This is a genomic window from Streptomyces sp. NPDC012794 (genome assembly GCF_042901085.1).
Classification (GTDB): domain Bacteria; phylum Actinomycetota; class Actinomycetes; order Streptomycetales; family Streptomycetaceae; genus Streptomyces.
The window spans coordinates 250,725-267,931 of the sequence record NZ_JBIBCI010000008.1 but is presented as its reverse complement, the minus strand read 5'-3'; the positions used below and the strand labels follow the sequence as shown (position 1 = coordinate 267,931).

The 17,207-nt window shown below is 70.3% G+C and carries 14 protein-coding genes; 7 read left to right on the top strand and 7 right to left on the bottom strand.

What is annotated here, in order from left to right:
• Nucleotides 1–206: 206 nt before the first annotated feature.
• Together ppdK and dusB are read right to left on the bottom strand one after the other, a co-directional pair.
• Nucleotides 207–2,915, bottom strand: a complete 2,709-nt coding sequence (gene ppdK / locus ACFY7H_RS17880) for a pyruvate, phosphate dikinase (RefSeq protein ID WP_388939044.1) — start codon at nucleotides 2,913–2,915, stop codon at nucleotides 207–209.
• Between the two features lie 366 nt (nucleotides 2,916–3,281).
• Entirely contained in the window at nucleotides 3,282–4,424 is a 1,143-nt protein-coding gene (gene dusB / locus ACFY7H_RS17875; protein ID WP_388939042.1) for a tRNA dihydrouridine synthase DusB, read from the bottom strand.
• A 52-nt stretch (nucleotides 4,425–4,476) separates the two neighbouring features.
• Here dusB and ACFY7H_RS17870 point away from each other — a divergent pair, with 52 nt between their 5' ends.
• The 3 genes from ACFY7H_RS17870 to ACFY7H_RS17860 all read left to right on the top strand — a co-directional run bounded on the left by ACFY7H_RS17870 (nucleotide 4,477) and on the right by ACFY7H_RS17860 (nucleotide 7,862).
• Complete coding sequence (locus ACFY7H_RS17870) at nucleotides 4,477–6,006, top strand: MFS transporter (protein ID WP_388939040.1); 1,530 nt, start codon at nucleotides 4,477–4,479, stop codon at nucleotides 6,004–6,006.
• A gap of 182 nt (nucleotides 6,007–6,188) precedes the next feature.
• Nucleotides 6,189–7,247, top strand: a complete 1,059-nt coding sequence (locus tag ACFY7H_RS17865) for an aldo/keto reductase (protein ID WP_388939038.1) — start codon at nucleotides 6,189–6,191, stop codon at nucleotides 7,245–7,247.
• Between the two features lie 21 nt (nucleotides 7,248–7,268).
• A complete protein-coding gene (locus tag ACFY7H_RS17860) occupies nucleotides 7,269–7,862 on the top strand; it encodes a TetR family transcriptional regulator (RefSeq protein ID WP_388939036.1) in 594 nt (197 codons plus the stop codon).
• 173 nt (nucleotides 7,863–8,035) lie between these two features.
• Here ACFY7H_RS17860 and ACFY7H_RS17855 read toward each other — a convergent pair whose 3' ends face one another.
• Nucleotides 8,036–9,418, bottom strand: a complete 1,383-nt coding sequence (locus tag ACFY7H_RS17855; protein WP_388939035.1) for a glycine--tRNA ligase — start codon at nucleotides 9,416–9,418, stop codon at nucleotides 8,036–8,038.
• A 154-nt stretch (nucleotides 9,419–9,572) separates the two neighbouring features.
• Here ACFY7H_RS17855 and ACFY7H_RS17850 point away from each other — a divergent pair, with 154 nt between their 5' ends.
• Genes ACFY7H_RS17850 through ACFY7H_RS17835 form a run of 4 tightly spaced genes read left to right on the top strand, consistent with a single transcriptional unit; the run spans nucleotide 9,573 to nucleotide 12,750 of the window.
• Nucleotides 9,573–10,589 (top strand): metal ABC transporter substrate-binding protein, encoded by a 1,017-nt coding sequence (locus ACFY7H_RS17850; protein ID WP_388939034.1) that lies wholly within the window; start codon nucleotides 9,573–9,575, stop codon nucleotides 10,587–10,589.
• Complete coding sequence (locus ACFY7H_RS17845) at nucleotides 10,589–11,407, top strand: metal ABC transporter ATP-binding protein (RefSeq protein ID WP_388939032.1); 819 nt, start codon at nucleotides 10,589–10,591, stop codon at nucleotides 11,405–11,407. The genes ACFY7H_RS17850 and ACFY7H_RS17845 overlap by 1 nt, the downstream gene beginning before the upstream one ends.
• A complete protein-coding gene (locus tag ACFY7H_RS17840; RefSeq protein WP_388939030.1) occupies nucleotides 11,407–12,270 on the top strand; it encodes a metal ABC transporter permease in 864 nt (287 codons plus the stop codon). Before ACFY7H_RS17845 ends, ACFY7H_RS17840 begins: the two co-directional genes overlap by 1 nt.
• 51 nt (nucleotides 12,271–12,321) lie before the next feature.
• Nucleotides 12,322–12,750, top strand: coding sequence for a Fur family transcriptional regulator (locus ACFY7H_RS17835; protein ID WP_388939029.1), 429 nt, complete (start codon nucleotides 12,322–12,324; stop codon nucleotides 12,748–12,750).
• On the opposite strand, the gene ACFY7H_RS17830 is transcribed toward ACFY7H_RS17835, so the two are convergent.
• The 4 genes from ACFY7H_RS17830 to ACFY7H_RS17815 all read right to left on the bottom strand — a co-directional run bounded on the left by ACFY7H_RS17830 (nucleotide 12,747) and on the right by ACFY7H_RS17815 (nucleotide 16,650).
• Nucleotides 12,747–13,274, bottom strand: a complete 528-nt coding sequence (locus ACFY7H_RS17830; RefSeq protein ID WP_388939028.1) for a YcxB family protein — start codon at nucleotides 13,272–13,274, stop codon at nucleotides 12,747–12,749. The two genes, ACFY7H_RS17835 and ACFY7H_RS17830, sit on opposite strands and share 4 nt — an antisense overlap.
• Nucleotides 13,275–13,297: 23 nt before the next feature.
• On the bottom strand, nucleotides 13,298–14,119 hold the full coding sequence (locus ACFY7H_RS17825) for an isoprenyl transferase (RefSeq protein WP_030227016.1): 822 nt from the start codon (nucleotides 14,117–14,119) through the stop codon (nucleotides 13,298–13,300).
• Nucleotides 14,120–14,130: 11 nt separating this feature from the next.
• Nucleotides 14,131–14,877, bottom strand: a complete 747-nt coding sequence (gene recO, locus ACFY7H_RS17820) for a DNA repair protein RecO (protein ID WP_388939025.1) — start codon at nucleotides 14,875–14,877, stop codon at nucleotides 14,131–14,133.
• 105 nt (nucleotides 14,878–14,982) lie between these two features.
• Complete coding sequence (locus ACFY7H_RS17815) at nucleotides 14,983–16,650, bottom strand: nucleobase:cation symporter-2 family protein (RefSeq protein WP_388939024.1); 1,668 nt, start codon at nucleotides 16,648–16,650, stop codon at nucleotides 14,983–14,985.
• Nucleotides 16,651–17,207: the final 557 nt, after the last annotated feature.

The window sequence follows — 17,207 nt, the reverse complement described above, 5'->3', positions numbered from 1 at the left end:
GGGTGGGGATCCGTCCACCGCCTGGCGCCGTAATGACATTGTTGAAAATTTTGCGACACGGACCGTCTCGCGAACCGCCCCGCGAAATGGGTCGCGCCCTCCCCCGGCAGTCAGGGAACCGGGGGAGGGCGCAGTCAGGAGGGGCCATGAGCGCCCCGGGGCCCCTCAGGGGGCCTTCACGGGCCCCCTGAGGGGCCCGCAGTGGCTCAGCGGCTGTCGGAGCCCTTCGACTCGGCGGCCGCGCGGCCGGCCTCCAGGCGCGCCACCGGGATCCGGAACGGCGAGCAGGAGACGTAGTCGAGGCCGACCTCGTGGAAGAAGTGCACGGACTCCGGGTCGCCGCCGTGCTCGCCGCAGACGCCGAGCTTGAGGTCGGGGCGGGTGGCCCGGCCCTGCTCGACCGCGTGGCGCACGAGGGCACCGACGCCGTCCTTGTCGATGGTCTCGAAGGGCGAGACCCCGAAGATGCCCTTCTCCAGGTAGGCCGTGAAGAAGCTGGCCTCGACGTCGTCGCGGGAGAAGCCCCACACCGTCTGGGTCAGGTCGTTCGTGCCGAAGGAGAAGAACTGCGCGGCCTCGGCGATCTGGGCGGCGGTCAGAGCGGCGCGCGGCAGCTCGATCATGGTGCCGATCGACAGCTTGAGGCTGGTCCCCGTGGCGGCCTCGACCTCGGCGATGATCGCGTCGGCCTCCTCGCGGACGATCTCCAGCTCCTGGACGGTGCCCACGAGCGGGACCATGATCTCGGCGCGCGGGTCGCCCTTGGCGTTCTTGCGCTCGGCGGCGGCCTCGGCGATCGCCCGGACCTGCATGGCGAACAGGCCGGGGATGACCAGACCGAGGCGGACGCCGCGCAGACCCAGCATCGGGTTCTGCTCGTGCAGCTTGTGCACCGCCTGGAGCAGGCGCAGGTCGTTCTCGTTGGCGTCCTTGCGGGACTCGGCGAGGGCGACGCGCACCGACAGCTCGGTGATGTCGGGCAGGAACTCGTGGAGCGGCGGGTCGAGGAGGCGGACGGTGACGGGCAGGCCGTCCATGGCCTCGAAGAGCTCGACGAAGTCCTTCTTCTGGAGCGGCAGGAGGGCATTGAGTGCCGCCTCGCGCTCGCCGTCGGTGTCCGCGAGGATCAGGCGCTCGACCATCTCGCGGCGCTCGCCGAGGAACATGTGCTCGGTGCGGCACAGGCCGATGCCCTGGGCGCCGAAGCGTCGGGCGCGCAGCGCGTCCTCGGCGTTGTCGGCGTTGGCGCGCACCCGCAGGCGCCGGACGCGGTCCGCGTACGCCATGATCCGGTGCACGGCGGCGACGAGCTCGTCGGCGTCGTCGGCGCCGGCGTGCATGCGGCCCTCGAAGTACTCGACGACCGGGGACGGTACGACGGGTACCTCGCCGAGGTACACCTTGCCGGTGGAGCCGTCGATGGAGACGACGTCGCCCTCTTCGATGACCGTCTCGCCGACCGTCATCCGGCGGCGCTTGGTGTCGACGTCGAGGTCCTCGGCGCCGCAGACGCAGGTCTTGCCCATGCCGCGGGCGACGACGGCGGCGTGCGAGGTCTTGCCGCCGCGCGAGGTCAGGATGCCCTCGGAGGCGATCATGCCGTCGAGGTCGTCCGGGTTGGTCTCGCGGCGGATCAGGATGACCTTCTCGCCGGAACGGGACCACTTGACGGCCGTGTACGAGTCGAAGACGGCCTTGCCGACCGCCGCGCCCGGGGAGGCGGCGATGCCGCGGCCGAGGAGCGCGGTCTTCGCGTTCTCGTCGAAGCGCGGGAACATCAGCTGGGCGAGCTGGGCGCCGGTGACGCGCTGGAGGGCCTCGGCCTCGTCGATCAGGCCCTGGTCCACGAGCTGGGTGGCGATGCGGAAGGCCGCGCCCGCGGTGCGCTTGCCGACGCGGGTCTGGAGCATCCACAGCTGGCCGCGCTCGATCGTGAACTCGATGTCGCAGAGGTCCTTGTAGTGGGTCTCCAGCGTCTCCATGATCGTCATGAGCTGGTCGTAGGAGGTCTTGTCGATGGTCTCCAGGTCCGCCAGCGGGACGGTGTTGCGGATGCCCGCCACCACGTCCTCGCCCTGGGCGTTCTGGAGGTAGTCGCCGTAGACGCCCTGGTGGCCGCTGGCGGGGTCGCGGGTGAAGGCGACGCCGGTGCCCGAGTCGGGGCCGAGGTTGCCGAAGACCATGGAACAGATGTTGACGGCGGTGCCCAGGTCGCCGGGGATGCGCTCCTGGCGGCGGTAGAGCTTGGCGCGGTCGGTGTTCCAGGAGTTGAAGACCGCCTCGACCGCGAGGTCGAGCTGCTCTCGGGCGTCCTGCGGGAACTCCCGGCCGGCCTCCTTCGCGACGATCTTCTTGAAGACCTTGACCAGCTTCTTGAGGTCGGCGGCGTCGAGGTCGGTGTCGACGGTGACCTTCTTGGCGGTCTTGGCCTCCTCCAGGGCGTCCTCGAAGAGCTCGCCCTCGACGCCGAGGACGGTCTTGCCGAACATCTGGATGAGGCGGCGGTACGAGTCCCACGCGAAGCGCTCGTTGCCGGCCTGGGTCGCGAGGCCGGTGACGGACTCGTCGGAGAGGCCGATGTTGAGGACGGTGTCCATCATGCCCGGCATGGAGAACTTGGCGCCGGAACGGACGGAGACCAGCAGCGGGTCGTCCGACTGGCCGAGCTTCTTGCCCATCTTCGCCTCGAGGGCGGCGAGGTGCGCGCTGACCTCGTCGCGGAGCTCGGCCGGGGCCGTGCCGCTCTCGAGGTAGACCTTGCAGGCCTCGGTGGTGATGGTGAAGCCGGGAGGCACGGGAAGGCCCAGGTTGGTCATCTCGGCGAGGTTGGCCCCCTTGCCGCCGAGAAGGTCCTTGAGGTCCCGGTTGCCCTCGGTGAAGTCGTAGACGAACTTCTGATCTTTGTTTTCCGACACGGGTCTCGACTCCTCGAGGACTCGGGTGGCTGCCCTGACGGCCAGGAACATACCCAGATCGAAGGCTTCCCGGTACGTCCACTTGGCCGTCATGAGGGCGTAACCACCCGTGCGCCAGTGGATCGAAAGTAACCGCTGAGTAATGGAAACGCACGAAGAGCCTTCAGAAGCCGAAGCATGGAGGGGTCCCTGAGGCCTGATCGCGCTCGGATGAGCGATCATCGATACATTTGCGTTCAACTCTTGAACACACAAAGGGTGGCACCCAGTGCCACCCTTTGAAAGTCTTACCCGTGACTTACGCGCTCATCTGAGCGAAACCCCTCCCATGCGTGGCGTATATCACGCGGCACGCAGGGCGATTTCTCAGCCTCCGGACGTGTCCAGCTCGGCGTCCTCGCTCACACCGGCGCAGTCGTAGGGATCCTTCAGCCAGCCATCCGGCAGGACAACCCGGTTGTTTCCGGACGTCCTGCCCCGCGGGCCGTCCGCGCCGTCGGGCCACGGCTGATCCAGGTCGAGCTCGCTCAGATGAGCGTCCAGCTCGGCCAGGGAAGAGGTCACCGCGAGCTTGCCCCGCATCTCGGAACCCACGGCGAAACCCTTGAGGTACCAGGCGACGTGCTTACGGAAATCGATCACACCGCGCGCCTCGTCGCCGATCCACTCCCCCAGCAGCTGCGCGTGCCGCAGCATCGTCTGCGCGACCTCCCGCAGCGCGGGCTTGTGGAAGTCCTCGGGCCGGCCCTCGAAGGCGGCGACGAGGTCGTTGAACAGCCACGGCCGCCCCAGGCATCCGCGCCCCACGACCACGCCGTCGCAGCCGGTCTCGCGGACCATGCGCAGGGCGTCCTCCGCGCACCAGATGTCGCCGTTGCCGAGCACCGGAATCTCCGGCACGTGCTCCTTGAGCCGGGCGATCGCCTCCCAGTCGGCGGTGCCGCCGTAGTGCTGGGCCGTGGTGCGGCCGTGCAGGGCGATGGCGGTGACCCCCTCCTCGACGGCGATCCGGCCGGCGTCGAGGTAGGTCAGGTGGTCGTCGTCGATGCCCTTGCGCATCTTCATCGTCACCGGCAGGTCCCCGGCGCCCGCGACGGCCTCGCGCAGGATCGCGCGCAGCAGGTGGCGCTTGTACGGGAGGGCGGAGCCGCCGCCCTTGCGGGTGACCTTGGGGACGGGGCAGCCGAAGTTGAGGTCGATGTGGTCGGCGCGGTCCTCTTCGACGATCATGCGGACGGCCTTGCCGACGGTGACGGGGTCCACCCCGTACAGCTGAATCGAGCGCGGCTTTTCCGTCGCGTCGAAGTGGATCAGCTGCATGGTCTTCTCGTTGCGCTCGACCAGGGCGCGGGTCGTGATCATCTCGCTCACGAAGAGCCCCTTGCCGCCCGAGAACTCGCGGCAGAGCGTACGGAACGGGGCATTGGTGATGCCGGCCATGGGCGCGAGCACCACGGGGGGCTGCACGGTGTGCGGGCCGATCACTAGGGGCGGGGGGAGCGTGGTCATCCCCCCATTCTCGCGCACGCGGCGTTCGTTAGTTATCCGTACTATCGGCGGTATGCATCACATGAGTGGCGCAGATCACATGAGCCGTCGGCGTCGCCTGCTCGTACTGGCGATCTGCTGCATGAGCCTGCTGATCGTCAGCCTGGACAACACCGTCCTGAACGTGGCCCTGCCCGCCATGCGCCGCGAGTTCCACGCCTCGGTCTCGGGGATGCAGTGGACCATCGACGCCTACACCCTGGTGATCGCCTCGCTGCTGATACTGGCCGGATCGACCGCGGACCGGATCGGACGCCGCAAGGTCTTCGTCTGGGGGCTGGTCCTCTTCACCGCCGGGTCGGTGCTGTGCTCGCTGGCGCCCGGCCTGGAATGGCTCATCGCCTTCCGGATGCTCCAGGCCGTGGGCGGGGCGATGCTCAACCCCGTCGCCATGTCCATCATCACCAACACCTTCACCGACCCGAAGGAGCGCGCCCGCGCCATCGGCGTCTGGGGCGCGGTCGTCGGCATCTCGATGGCGGCCGGTCCGCTGGTCGGGGGGCTGCTGGTGGACTCGGTGGGCTGGCGGTCCATCTTCTGGGTCAACGTGCCCGTCGGGGTGCTCGCCCTCGTACTGACCCTGCGCCACGTCCCGGAGTCCCGGTCCGAGCGGCCGCGGCGGCCGGACCCGGTGGGGCAGCTGCTGGTGATGGCGGTGCTGGGCGGGGTGACGTACGCGATCATCGAAGCTCCCGCGGAAGGCTGGAAATCGCCGCCCATCCTCGGGTGCGCGCTGGGCGCCGCCGCCGCGCTGGCCGGACTGGTGCTCTACGAGTCCCGGCGGGCGGACCCGCTGATCGACCCGAGGTTCTTCCGCAGCGCCCCCTTCAGCGGGGCCACGGTGATCGCGGTGAGCACCTTCGCCTCGCTCTCCGGCTTCCTCTTCCTCACCACCCTCTACCTCCAGGAGGTGCGGGGGCTGAGCGCCCTGGACGCCGGGCTGCACATGCTGCCGATGGCCGCCTTCGCCTTCCTGTGCGCGCCGGTGTCCGGCCGGCTGGTCGCCAGCCACGGGCCGCGTCCGTCGCTGCTGATCTCCGGGGTGGCCATGGGGGCGAGCGGGCTGCTGTTCGCGGCGTTCTCGGCGGAGGCCTCCACGCCGCTGATGTTCACCGGGTACGTGCTCTTCGGCATCGGCTTCGGCCTGGTCAACGCGCCGATCACCAATACGGCGGTGTCCGGGATGCCGCGCGCCCAGGCGGGGGTGGCGGCCGCCGTGGCCTCCACCAGCCGACAGACGGGCGGGGCGCTGGGGGTGGCCGTGATCGGAGCGGTGCTGGCAGCCGGCACCGCCGGGGGCGCGGACTTCGCCGCGGCGACCCGGCCCGCCTGGTGGATCATCACCGGCTGCGCGTTCCTGGTGCTGGTGGTCGGGGCCGTCACCACCGGCCCGTGGGCCCACGCCACGGCGGTCCGCACGGCGCGGTCCCTCGGGCCGTCCTCCGCCGCCCCCGCCGCTCCTCCGCAGGGGCAGGCCCCGGGCCCCGGGCCCCGCATGGACGGCGGACTCCCGCCGGCTCCGGGACCGGCGCCGGCGGGCTGACCTTCCGGTGACGGCGCGTCCTGAGCGCGTTGTTACCAGCTGTTCCGGTGCGGCCGGGCCCCTGTGGGGGTCCGGCCGCACAGGCATGTCCCGGCCCCTGGCTCGGGTCCTGTCCCTTGCGGGCCTCACCATGACGGATGACAGATATTGAAATCTGTCATCCGTCATGCCATTCTCGTCGCATGACGACGAACGAGAACGCCACCACCGCCACCGTCCTCGCCCCCGCGAGCCGCCGGCTGGGCACCACCGGCCCTGCCGTCTTCCCCCTGGGACTGGGCTGCATGGGCATGTCCGCGCTCTACGGCGAGGCCGACCGGGCCGAGTCGCTCGCGACCGTCCACGCCTATCTCGAAGCCGTGCCGGAGGGCATGGGCGCACTGCTCGACACCGGCGACTTCTACGGCATGGGCCATAACGAACTGCTGATCAACGAGGCCTTGCGCACGGCCCCGGCCGCGGCCCGCGAGCGGGTGCTGACCAGCGTCAAGTTCGGGGCGCTGCGTACCGTCGAGGGCGGGTTCACCGGATACGACGGCCGGCCCGAGGCCGTGAAGAACTTCCTCGCCTACTCGCTCCAGCGGCTCGGCCGGGACCACGTCGACATCTACCGGATCGCCCGCGTGGACCCGGCCGTCCCGATCGAGGAGACGGTCGGCGCCATCGCCGAGGCCGTGCAGGCCGGGCACGTACGGCACATCGGCCTCTCGGAGGTCGGCGCGGACACCCTGCGCCGGGCCGCGGCCGTCGCCCCGATATCGGACCTCCAGATCGAGTACTCCCTGATCTCGCGCGGCATCGAGGAGGAGATCCTGCCGGCGGCCCGCGAGCTCGGCATCGGCGTCACCGCGTACGGAGTGCTGTCCCGCGGCCTGATCAGCGGACACTTCACCCGCGACCGGGCACTGGCCCCCGGCGACTTCCGCGGCATGAGCCCCCGCTTCCAGGGCGACAACCTGCACCGGAACCTCGACCTGGTCGACGCCCTGCGCAAGGTCGCCGAGGAGAAGGGGGTCACGGTCGCCCAGACCGCGATCGCCTGGGTGCTCTCCCGGGGAGAGGACATCGTGCCGCTGGTCGGCGCACGGCGCCGGGACCGGCTGGCCGAGGCACTGGGTGCCATACGGGTGGAGCTCAGCCCGGCCGACCTCGCCGCCATCGAGGAGGCCGTCCCGGCGGGGGCGGCGGCCGGCGAGCGCTACCCCGCGGCACAGATGGCCCACCTCGACAGCGAGCACTGAGGCGGCGGTACGGTCGTACCCATGCCCTCCGCTGCGACCGAACCCCTGACCCCCGAGCGCATCCTCGAGACCACCGAGGAGGTGCTGCGCCGCTTCGGCCCCACCAAGGCCACCGTCGTGGACGTCGCACGCGCCCTGGGGGTGAGCCACGGCAGCGTGTACCGGCACTTCCCCTCGAAGGCGGCGCTGCGCGAGGCGGTCACGGACCGCTGGCTCGCCAAGAGCGTGGTCATGCTGGAGAAGATCGCCTCGGCCCCGGACGAGCCGGCGCCCTCCAAGCTGGAGGCCTGGCTGGAGGCCCTCTTCGAGGCCAAGCGCCACAAGGCGGGCGACGATCCGGAGCTCTTCGCGACGTACACGGTGCTGCTCGGCGAGAACAGCGGGGTGGTCGACGCGCACCTGGGCGAGCTGATCGACCAGCTGACCCGGATCATCGCCGAGGGCGTCTCGGCCGGCACCCTGGTCGCGCCCGACGTCCCGGCGGCCGCGCGCGCCGTCTTCGACGCCACGGGGCGCTTCCATGATCCGCAGTATGTGGCGGACTGGCTCTCGCCCACGATCCTCACGGAGTTCGAGGCGGTCACGGCACTGCTCATCCGGGGCCTGCGCCCCTGATCCGGCGCGGCCGCCGCGATCGGCCCCGCCCTGCGGACGGCCCGGTCATCCCAGCGCACCGGGGCGGAGCGCTCGGCGACAGCCCGGCGTCCGGCGTCCGGTGCCACACGCACGAAGACCGGTGGCCCGGTGCGCGGATCGCGCACCGGGCCACCGGTCTTCCGGGCGGGAACCTAGCAGCCGAGCAGACGGCTGCCGAGGTAGCTCTGGATCTGGTCCAGGGACACGCGCTCCTGCTTCATGGTGTCGCGCTCGCGCACGGTCACCGCGTTGTCGTCGAGCGTGTCGAAGTCGACGGTGACGCAGAACGGCGTACCGATCTCGTCCTGGCGGCGGTAGCGGCGGCCGATGGCGCCCGCGTCGTCGAACTCGATGTTCCAGTTCTTGCGCAGGTCGGCGGCCAGGCCCTTGGCCTTCGGCGACAGGTCCGCGTTGCGGGACAGCGGCAGGACGGCGACCTTGATGGGCGCCAGGCGCGGGTCGAAGCGCATGACCGTGCGCTTCTCCATGGCGCCCTTGGCGTTGGGAGCCTCGTCCTCGACGTACGCGTCCAGCATGAAGGCGAGCATGGCGCGGTTGACACCCGCCGCCGGCTCGATGACGTACGGGGTGTAGCGCTCCTTGGCCTCCTGGTCGAAGTAGACCAGGTCCTGGCCGGAGGCCGCCGAGTGCGCCTTCAGGTCGTAGTCGGTGCGGTTGGCCACGCCCTCGAGCTCGGAGAACTCGCTGCCGCCGAAGTTGAAGCGGTACTCGATGTCGGCGGTGCGCTTCGAGTAGTGGGAGAGCTTCTCCGCCGGGTGCTCGTACCAGCGCATGTTCTCCTCGCGCAGACCCAGGCCGCGGTACCAGTTCCACCGCTCCTGCATCCAGTACTCCTGCCACTGCTCGTCCTCGCCCGGCTTGACGAAGAACTCCATCTCCATCTGCTCGAACTCGCGGGTGCGGAAGATGAAGTTGCCGGGCGTGATCTCGTTGCGGAAGGACTTGCCCATCTGCGCGATGCCGAACGGGGGCTTCTTGCGCGAAGTCGTCTGCACCATGGCGAAGTTGGTGAAGATGCCCTGGGCGGTCTCGGGGCGCAGGTACGCCTTCGAGCCGGTGTCCTGGGTCGGTCCGAGGTGGGTCTCCAGCATGCCGGAGAACTGCTTCGGCTCGGTGAACTGGCCCTTCACACCGCAGTGCGGGCAGTTGATGTCGGCGAGGCCGTTCGCGGGCAGGCGGCCGTGCTTGGCCTCGTACGCCTCTTCCAGGTGGTCGGCGCGGTGGCGCTTGTGGCAGGCGGTGCACTCGGTGAGCGGGTCGGAGAACGTCGCGACGTGACCGGACGCCACCCACACCTCGGGGGCGAGGATCACGGAGGAGTCGAGACCGACGATGTCCTCACGCCCGGTGACCATCGCCTTCCACCACTGGCGCTTGATGTTCTCCTTGAGCTCGACACCCAGCGGACCGTAGTCCCAGGCAGCCCTGGAGCCGCCGTAGATGTCACTGCACGGGAAAACGAAGCCACGGCGCTTGCTCAGGCTGACGATGGTTTCGATCTTGTCGGCGGCCACGGTGCTCTCTTCATTACGAGGACGAACGCGAATGCCTCAGGTTACCGGCGCCCGCACCCTCCCTTTCAAATCGGGTATGCCCTTCCACAGCCCCCGGCACGCCTCCGACCTGGGTTTTTGACAACGGTTTCCATCTTTGATGAAAATGGATGTCATGAACGTACGACGCCTCATACCCACCGCCGCCCTCACCGCCGCCGCAGCCCTCGGCGCGACGGCCCTCACCGCCTGCTCCGGCACCGCCGGCCCGGCGGCCGCCGAGGACGGCAAGCTGCACGTGACGGCGTCGTTCTACCCGCTGCAGTACCTCGCCGAGCAGATAGGCGGCGGCCACGTCAAGGTCGACACCCTGACCAAGCCGGGCGTCGAGCCGCACGACCTGGAGATCACGCCGAAGCAGACCGGCCGGCTCGCCGAGTCGGACGTGATCTTCTACCTCAAGACCCTCCAGCCCGCCGTGGACAAGGCCGTTGAGCAGTCCGGCGTGAAGAACGTCGTCGACGCGGCCACCCTCACCAAGCTGGAGGCCCACTCCGCCGGTGGCCACGAGAAGCACGAAGGCCACGAAGGCGAAGGCCACGCCGCCGAGGGCGAAGGCGCCGGCCACGCCGCCGAGGCCGAGGGCCACGACCACGCCCATGGCGAGGCCGGCGAGGACCCGCACGTCTGGCTCGACCCGGCCAAGTACGCGGAGATCGCCAAGGGCTTCGGCGCCGTCCTGGAGAAGGCCGACCCCGACCACGCGGCGGACTACCGGAAGAACACCGCCGAGCTCACCGCCAAGCTGGGCGCCCTGGACACCGAGTTCAAGGACGGCCTGAAGAACACGGCCTCCAGGACCTTCATCACCACCCACTCCGCCTTCGGCTACCTCGCGGAGCGCTACGGCCTCGACCAGGAGGGCATCTCCGGCGTCGACCCCGAGGCCGAACCGAGCCCGGCCCGGATGAAGGAGCTCCAGGCCGTCGCGAAGAAGGACAATGTGACCACCGTCTTCTTCGAGACCCTGGCCAGCGACAAGACCGCCAAGAGCCTCGCCCGGGACACGGGCCTGACCACCGACGTCCTCGACCCCCTTGAGGGAATCACGGACAAGTCGCAGGGCGCTGACTACTTCGAGGTCATGCGTTCCAACCTGAAGAACCTCCAGAAGGCACTCGGATCCAAGTGATGACAGCAGCAACGGAGGTGCGCGCCATGCAGTCCACGCCACGAGAGGCCGAGGACCAGCCCGTCATATCCCTGCGCGGGGCCACCGCCTCGCTCGGCGCGCGCCCCGTTCTGCGCGGGATCGACCTCACCGTCCGCCGCGGCGAGGTCGTCGCGCTGCTCGGCGCCAACGGCTCCGGCAAGTCCACGGCCGTCCGCGCCGTCGTCGGACAGGTCCCGCTCACCGGCGGCACCCTCTCCCTCTTCGGCACCGAGTTCAAGCGCTTCCGCGAGTGGTCGCGGATCGGCTACGTCCCCCAGCGCACCACCGCCGCCAGCGGCGTCCCCGCCACCGTCCGGGAGGTCGTCTCCTCCGGCCGCCTGGCCCGTACCCGCTTCGGGGTCCTGCGCAAGGCCGACAGGAGCGCCGTCGAGGCCGCCCTGGCCCTGGTCGGCATGGAGGACTACGCCGACACCTCGGTCAACGCGCTCTCCGGCGGCCAGCACCAGCGCGTGCTCATCGCCCGGGCGCTCGCCGTCGAACCCGAGCTGCTGATCATGGACGAGCCGATGGCGGGCGTCGACCTGGGCAACCAGGAGGTCCTCGCGGGCGCCGTACGGCAGCAGGTGGCCCTCGGCACCACCGTCCTGCTCGTCCTGCACGAGCTGGGCCCGCTGGAGCCCCTGATCGACCGGGCCGTGGTCCTGCGCGACGGCTGCGTCACGCACGACGGCCCGCCCCCCGAGGCCGTGGGCCAGCACGCCCTGCCCGGCCACGACCACGTACACCCCCACGCGGCGCACGACGCCGAGCCCCTGCGGACGGGACTGCTGAGCTGATGGACCTCCTGAACCACGCCTTCATGCAGCGGGCCCTGATCGCCGCCGCGCTGGTCGGCATCACCGCGCCCGCGATCGGCACGTACCTCGTACAGCGCCGCCAGGCGGTCATGGGCGACGGCCTTGGTCACGTCGCCATGACCGGCGTCGCCCTCGGCTTCGTCCTCCACACCAGCCCCGTGTGGATGGCCACCCTCGTCGCGGTCCTCGGCGCCGTCGGCATGGAGCTGATCCGCTCCCGCGGCAGGACCAGCGGGGACGTGGCCCTGTCCATGCTCTTCTACGGCGGCCTGGCCGGCGGCGTGATGATCATCAATGTCGGGGGCGGCTCCACGACCAGCCTGCTCAGCGCCATGTTCGGCTCGATCACCACCGTCGCGCCCGAGGACGTCACCGCGATGGCGATCCTCGCCGCCTTCGTCCTCGCCGTCACGGTCGGCCTGCGCCGCCAGCTCTTCGCCGTGTGCCAGGACGAGGAGTTCGCCCGGGTCACCGGCCTGCCGGTGCGCGCGCTGAACCTGCTGCTCGCCGTCACCGCCGCCGTCACGGTCACCGTCGCGATGCGCATCGTCGGCCTGCTGCTGGTCAGCGCCATGATGGTGATCCCGGTGGCGGCCGCCCAGCGGGTCACCCGGGGGTTCGCGGCGACGCTGGGCCTGGCGGTCGCGATCAGCCTCACCGTCTCCCTGACCGGCACGGCCGCCACGTACTACATCGACGCGCCGTCGGGCGCCACGATCGTGCTGCTCGCCATCGGTGTCTTCCTGGTGATGACGGCCCTGTCCGCACCGCTGGCCAGGCGCCGCGCGAAGGCTTCCCGGGCCGCCGGGGAGGTCTGCGTCCAGGACGACGTGAAGGTCTAGCAGCGGCGGCCGCCTGGCACAATGGCGGCAGGCCGAGACGAGGAGGAACCGGTGGCGACTGCGCCTGGCGAGACGAGTACCGCGCCAGTACGAGGGCGATCCACCCGGCAGCGGGCCGCCGTGGCGGCGGCGCTGGACGAGGTGGACGAGTTCCGCAGCGCCCAGGAGCTGCACGACATGCTCAAGCACCGCGGTGACTCCGTGGGCCTGACCACCGTGTACCGCACGCTCCAGTCCCTCGCGGACGCCGGCGAGGTCGACGTGCTGCGCACCAGCGACGGCGAGTCCGTGTACCGGCGCTGCTCCACCGGGGACCACCACCACCACCTGGTCTGCCGCAAGTGCGGCAAGGCGGTCGAGGTGGAGGGCCCGGCGGTGGAGAAGTGGGCCGAGTCGATCGCGGCCGAGCACGGCTACGTGAACGTGGCCCACACCGTCGAGATCTTCGGCACCTGCGCGGACTGCGCGGCCGCCGGCTAACCGGCCCTGGTCAGGTTCCGGTCGAAGAACGATCGGATCCGGTCGAGGTCCTCGGGGGTCCGGGCCGCGCGCTTCGGCACCCAGCCCAGGTCCCCGTTGAGGAACACGAGGACGAACAGGCCCCGGGTCTCCGCCCAGCCCCGGTACTTGTCCCACCTGTAGGCCACCGCCGTCCCGTCGGGGCGGTGGTTCTGCGTACCGAGCCCGGTGACGACCAGCTTGTACTCGGGGTGCTCCGCGGCCCAGCGGTACATCCGGCGCGCCCGCCGCCGCAGGTCCAGGCAGTGCAAGACGGCACCCAGGGCCATCCCCACCCCGCCCGCGAAGGCCAGGCCGGCCAGGTCCGCCGCCCGGCCGCGCTGGAGCACGACCAGCCCGATGGGCACCCCGGGGAGCGCCACCAGCCACAGCAGCAGCTCCTTGCGGCCCCCGGGGGTACTCAGGGCGCGCCAGCGCAGCACCTCCCACGCGTCGCGGCGGGCCGCGCCGTAGTGCAGCTCCACCGCCCTGTCGGTCGTGTCCATGACGGCGGAGCCTAGCGGAGGCCTCAGCTCCCGGAGCCCTCGGGCTGGTTCGGGACGGCGCCGCCGAAGCGGCGGTCGCGCTGGGCGTACTCCAGGCAGGCCGCCCAGAGGTTGCGGCGGTCGAAGTCCGGCCACAGCACGTCCTGGAAGACCATCTCGGCGTACGCGCTCTGCCACAGCAGGTAGTTCGAGGTGCGCTGCTCGCCGCTGGGCCGCAGGAACAGGTCCACGTCCGGCATGTCCGGGTAGTAGATGTACTTGGCGAAGGTCTTCTCGTTCACCTTCGACGGGTCCAGCCTGCCGGCCGCCACGTCCCGCGCGATCGCCTGCGCCGCGTCCGCGATCTCCGCGCGGCCGCCGTAGTTGACGCAGAAGTACAGGGTCATGGCGTCGTTGTCGACGGTCTGCTCCTGCGCGATCTGGAGCTCCTGGACGACGGACTTCCACATCTTCGGCATGCGGCCGACCCAGCGGATCCGGATGCCGAGCTCGTTCATCTCGTCGCGGCGGCGGCGGATGACGTCGCGGTTGAAGTTCATCAGGAAGCGGACCTCGTCGGGCGAGCGCTTCCAGTTCTCCGTCGAGAAGGCGTAGAGGGACAGGTTCTTGACGCCCATCTCCAGGCAGCCCTTGAGCACGTCCAGGACGACGCCCTCGCCGACCTTGTGCCCCTCGGTGCGCGGCAGGCCGCGCTCCTTGGCCCAGCGGCCGTTGCCGTCCATGACGACGGCGACGTGGTTCGGGACCAGCTCACCGGGGATCTTCGGCGGGCGCGCACCCGACGGGTGCGGCTCGGGAACCTTGTACTCGCGGCGAGAACGTCCCAGAATCCCGCGTCGTGCCATGTGCCCAGCTCCTATTTCTCGACGTATCGGAGGGAGCGTAGCCCGCGCTCCAGATGCCAGTGCAAATAGGCCGAGACCAGCCCGCTGCCCTCCCGCGCGTGACGGGCCTCGCAGGCGTCCGCGTGCTTCCAGTCGCCCGTCAGCAGCGCGCTGAGCAGGGCGATGGCCTCCGACGAGGGTACGACGGAGCCCGGCACCCGGCAGTCCCCGCATATGACCCCGCCCGCGGCGACGGAGAAGTGCCGGTTGGGGCCGTGGATCCCGCACTTCGCGCAGTCCTCGAAGCTGGGGGCGTAGCCGTTGACGGCGAGGGAGCGCAGCAGGAAGGCGTCGAGGATGAGGTGCGGTTCGTGCTCGCCGCGCGAGAGGGTGCGCAGGGCGCCGACCAGCAGGAGGTACTGCTGTACGGCGGGCTCGCCCTCGTTCTCGGTGAAGCGCTCGGCGGTTTCCAGCATGGCGGTGCCGGCGGTGTAGCGGGCGTAGTCGCTCGCGATGCCGTTGCCGTAGGGGGCGATGATCTCGGTCTGGGTGCACAGGGGCAGGCTGCGGCCAATGAGCTCGCTGCCGCGTGCGAAGAACTGCACGTCGGCGTGGGAGAAAGGTTCCAGCCGGGCGCCGAACTTGGATTTGGTACGCCGCACCCCGCGGGCGACCGCCCGGACGCGGCCGTGGCCGCGGGTGAGGAGCGTGATGATGCGGTCCGCCTCACCCAGCTTCTGGGTGCGCAGCACGATGCCGTCGTCGCGGAACAGGCTCATGGCCCCATTGTCCCCTGTGCGCGGACAGCGCCGACCCCCGTCCGGGGAGCACCGCCCAGCGGTGACTGGGCGGGTCCGGACGGGGGTCGGCGCCCCTTGGGAGGGTCAGGAGGCGGGCGTACCCGCGTCGTCGGCCTTCTCGACGGCCTTCTCGGAGCCGGCTGCCGCGGCGCCGGCCCGGCCGACGGCGACCTTCTCGGCCCCGGCGGCCCCGGCGGCGTCCTTCTCGGGGGCGGCCTTCTCGGCGGCCTTCTCCGGGGCGTCCTCCGCGTCCCCGGCCTTCTCCGAGGCGGCCTTCTCCGCGGCACCGCCCTTCTCCGCGTCCGCCGGAGCTCCCACCGGCTGGGCGGGCAGTTCGACGTGGGCCGCGGTCCCGACGAGGGCGGAGGCCGGTACGAGGGCCGCGGTCCGCGCGTCGTCCTTGGCCGGGCCGTTGAAGATCAGGTTGAGCACGATGGCGGCCGTGGCACCGAGGGTCACACCGCTGTTGAGGAGCGAGGACAGGTCGGGGTCCATGTGCTTGGAGAAGAGCACCGGGACGGTGGCCGGGAGCAGGGCGAAGGCGAGGGAGACGCCGACGACCAGCGCGTTCTTCTCCTCCTTGAGGTCCACCTTGGCCAGCGTCTGGATGCCGGCCAGGGCGACCATGGCGAACATGACGGTCGCGGCGCCGCCCAGCACCCCGTGCGGGACGGCGGCGACGATCGCGGCGGCCTTGGGCAGCAGACCAAGGATGATCATGAAGACGCCCGCGGCGACGACCACGAAGCGGCTCTTGACCTTCGTCATGCGCACCAGGCCGACGTTCTCGGCGAAGGCGACGTACGGGAAGGAGTTCAGGACGCCGCCGAGGGCGGTCGCGGCACCGTCGGCACGCAGGGCGCGGGCCACGGTCTCGCTGTCGACCTCCTTGCCGACGATGTCGCCCACCGCGTACGTGTCGCCGGTCGTCTCGACCATGGTGATCAGCATGACGATCAGCATCAGGACGATCGGGAACCATTCGAACTTCGGCATGCCGAAGTGGAAGGGGGTGCTGACCCCGATCCAGCCCGCGTCGCCGACGTCGCCGAACTTGGCGTCTCCGAGGAGGAACGCGACGGCGGTGCCGACGACCAGGCCGAGCAGGATGGCGATGCTGGAGAGGAACGGCTTGCCGAGCTTCATCAGGACGAGGATGAAGAGCATCGTGCCGCCGGCGTAGGCGAAGTTCTTCGGGTCGCCGAAGTCCGGGCTGCCGAGGCCGCCGGCCGCGTCGTTGAGGCCGACGGGGATCAGGACGATGCCGAGCACCGTGATGACGGTGCCGGTGACCACCGGCGGGAAGAGCCGCATGACCGCCCGGAACGCGTTGGCGGGCAGCCAGGCGAAGGCGAAGGTGGCGATGCCGGCGGTGATGACCGCGCCGTAGATGACCAGCAGCGCGGCGGTGCCGCCGCCGGCGCCGAGGCCTATGGCGATCATCGGGGAGACCGCCGTGAAGGTGACGCCCTGGATCAGCGGCAGTCGCGCGCCGATCCTGCCGATGCCCCAGGCCTGGATGATCGAGGCGATACCGCAGGTGAGGAGGTCTGCGTTGATCAGGTAGACGAGCTGTTCAGGGCTCAGCTTGAGTGCGCTGCCCACGATGATCGGGACGATCACCGCGCCGGCGTAGAACGCGAGTACGTGCTGGAAGCCGTACAGCGCGAGCTTGGGGAGGGGGAGCACCTCGTCGACCGGGTGCGTGCTCTGCTCTCCGTTGGCGGAAAGCCGGGCGGCGACACGTGCCATCTCTGCCTTGCCCTTCAATGAGGTAGGTAACGAGAGGAATCTGGTTGTCCCTGGGCGAAGTGGGTCGTTAACCCGTTGGTTCGCCAGGGTTGTCAGCTCGAACACGTGGATCGAAGCGCCCGGATGTTTCCGGCGGCGTCTCCTCGTGTGACCGGAATTGAACGCCTGTGGAAGCGCTCACAGATATCGGAGACTTCGACGAACCGAAGGCGTTTCAGGACGCCGGATCTGGCGGTTCCTCCAATGGCGCACCCACGCCGCACAGGCGTATGGGGCGAGGACCGCAGCACACTTTCCGCAGGCTGCGCACCTGCGAAGTTCCGCGCTTCGACGCGAGCCGTACCCGGTTCGCAGGCATTCGGCCACGCAAATCCGAGGGCGCAATTCCGGCCGTCCGAAATGCGGAATTTTTGTACGGAAGGGCCGGGTCCAGTCCCTTGCACGGACTCGGCGGCGCCCCGGTTCACCCCCGTGAGGCCGGATCGTTACCTCACTCGCGGCCATTTGTGGCGGTTCGGCCGTCCGGATCGTGGCCGAAAAGAAGCCGGACCCGGCGG

Coding starts and splice junctions, on each gene's coding strand:
- ACFY7H_RS17825 (WP_030227016.1), bottom strand. CDS start 14,119: ATGGCACGACGCGGGATTCTGGGACGTTCTCGCCGCGAGTACAAGGTT.
- ACFY7H_RS17870 (WP_388939040.1), top strand. CDS start 4,477: ATGCATCACATGAGTGGCGCAGATCACATGAGCCGTCGGCGTCGCCTG.
- ACFY7H_RS17815 (WP_388939024.1), bottom strand. CDS start 16,650: ATGGCACGTGTCGCCGCCCGGCTTTCCGCCAACGGAGAGCAGAGCACG.
- ACFY7H_RS17840 (WP_388939030.1), top strand. CDS start 11,407: ATGGACCTCCTGAACCACGCCTTCATGCAGCGGGCCCTGATCGCCGCC.
- ACFY7H_RS17850 (WP_388939034.1), top strand. CDS start 9,573: ATGAACGTACGACGCCTCATACCCACCGCCGCCCTCACCGCCGCCGCA.
- dusB (WP_388939042.1), bottom strand. CDS start 4,424: ATGACCACGCTCCCCCCGCCCCTAGTGATCGGCCCGCACACCGTGCAG.
- ACFY7H_RS17845 (WP_388939032.1), top strand. CDS start 10,589: ATGACAGCAGCAACGGAGGTGCGCGCCATGCAGTCCACGCCACGAGAG.
- ACFY7H_RS17860 (WP_388939036.1), top strand. CDS start 7,269: ATGCCCTCCGCTGCGACCGAACCCCTGACCCCCGAGCGCATCCTCGAG.
- ACFY7H_RS17830 (WP_388939028.1), bottom strand. CDS start 13,274: ATGGACACGACCGACAGGGCGGTGGAGCTGCACTACGGCGCGGCCCGC.
- ACFY7H_RS17865 (WP_388939038.1), top strand. CDS start 6,189: ATGACGACGAACGAGAACGCCACCACCGCCACCGTCCTCGCCCCCGCG.
- recO (WP_388939025.1), bottom strand. CDS start 14,877: ATGAGCCTGTTCCGCGACGACGGCATCGTGCTGCGCACCCAGAAGCTG.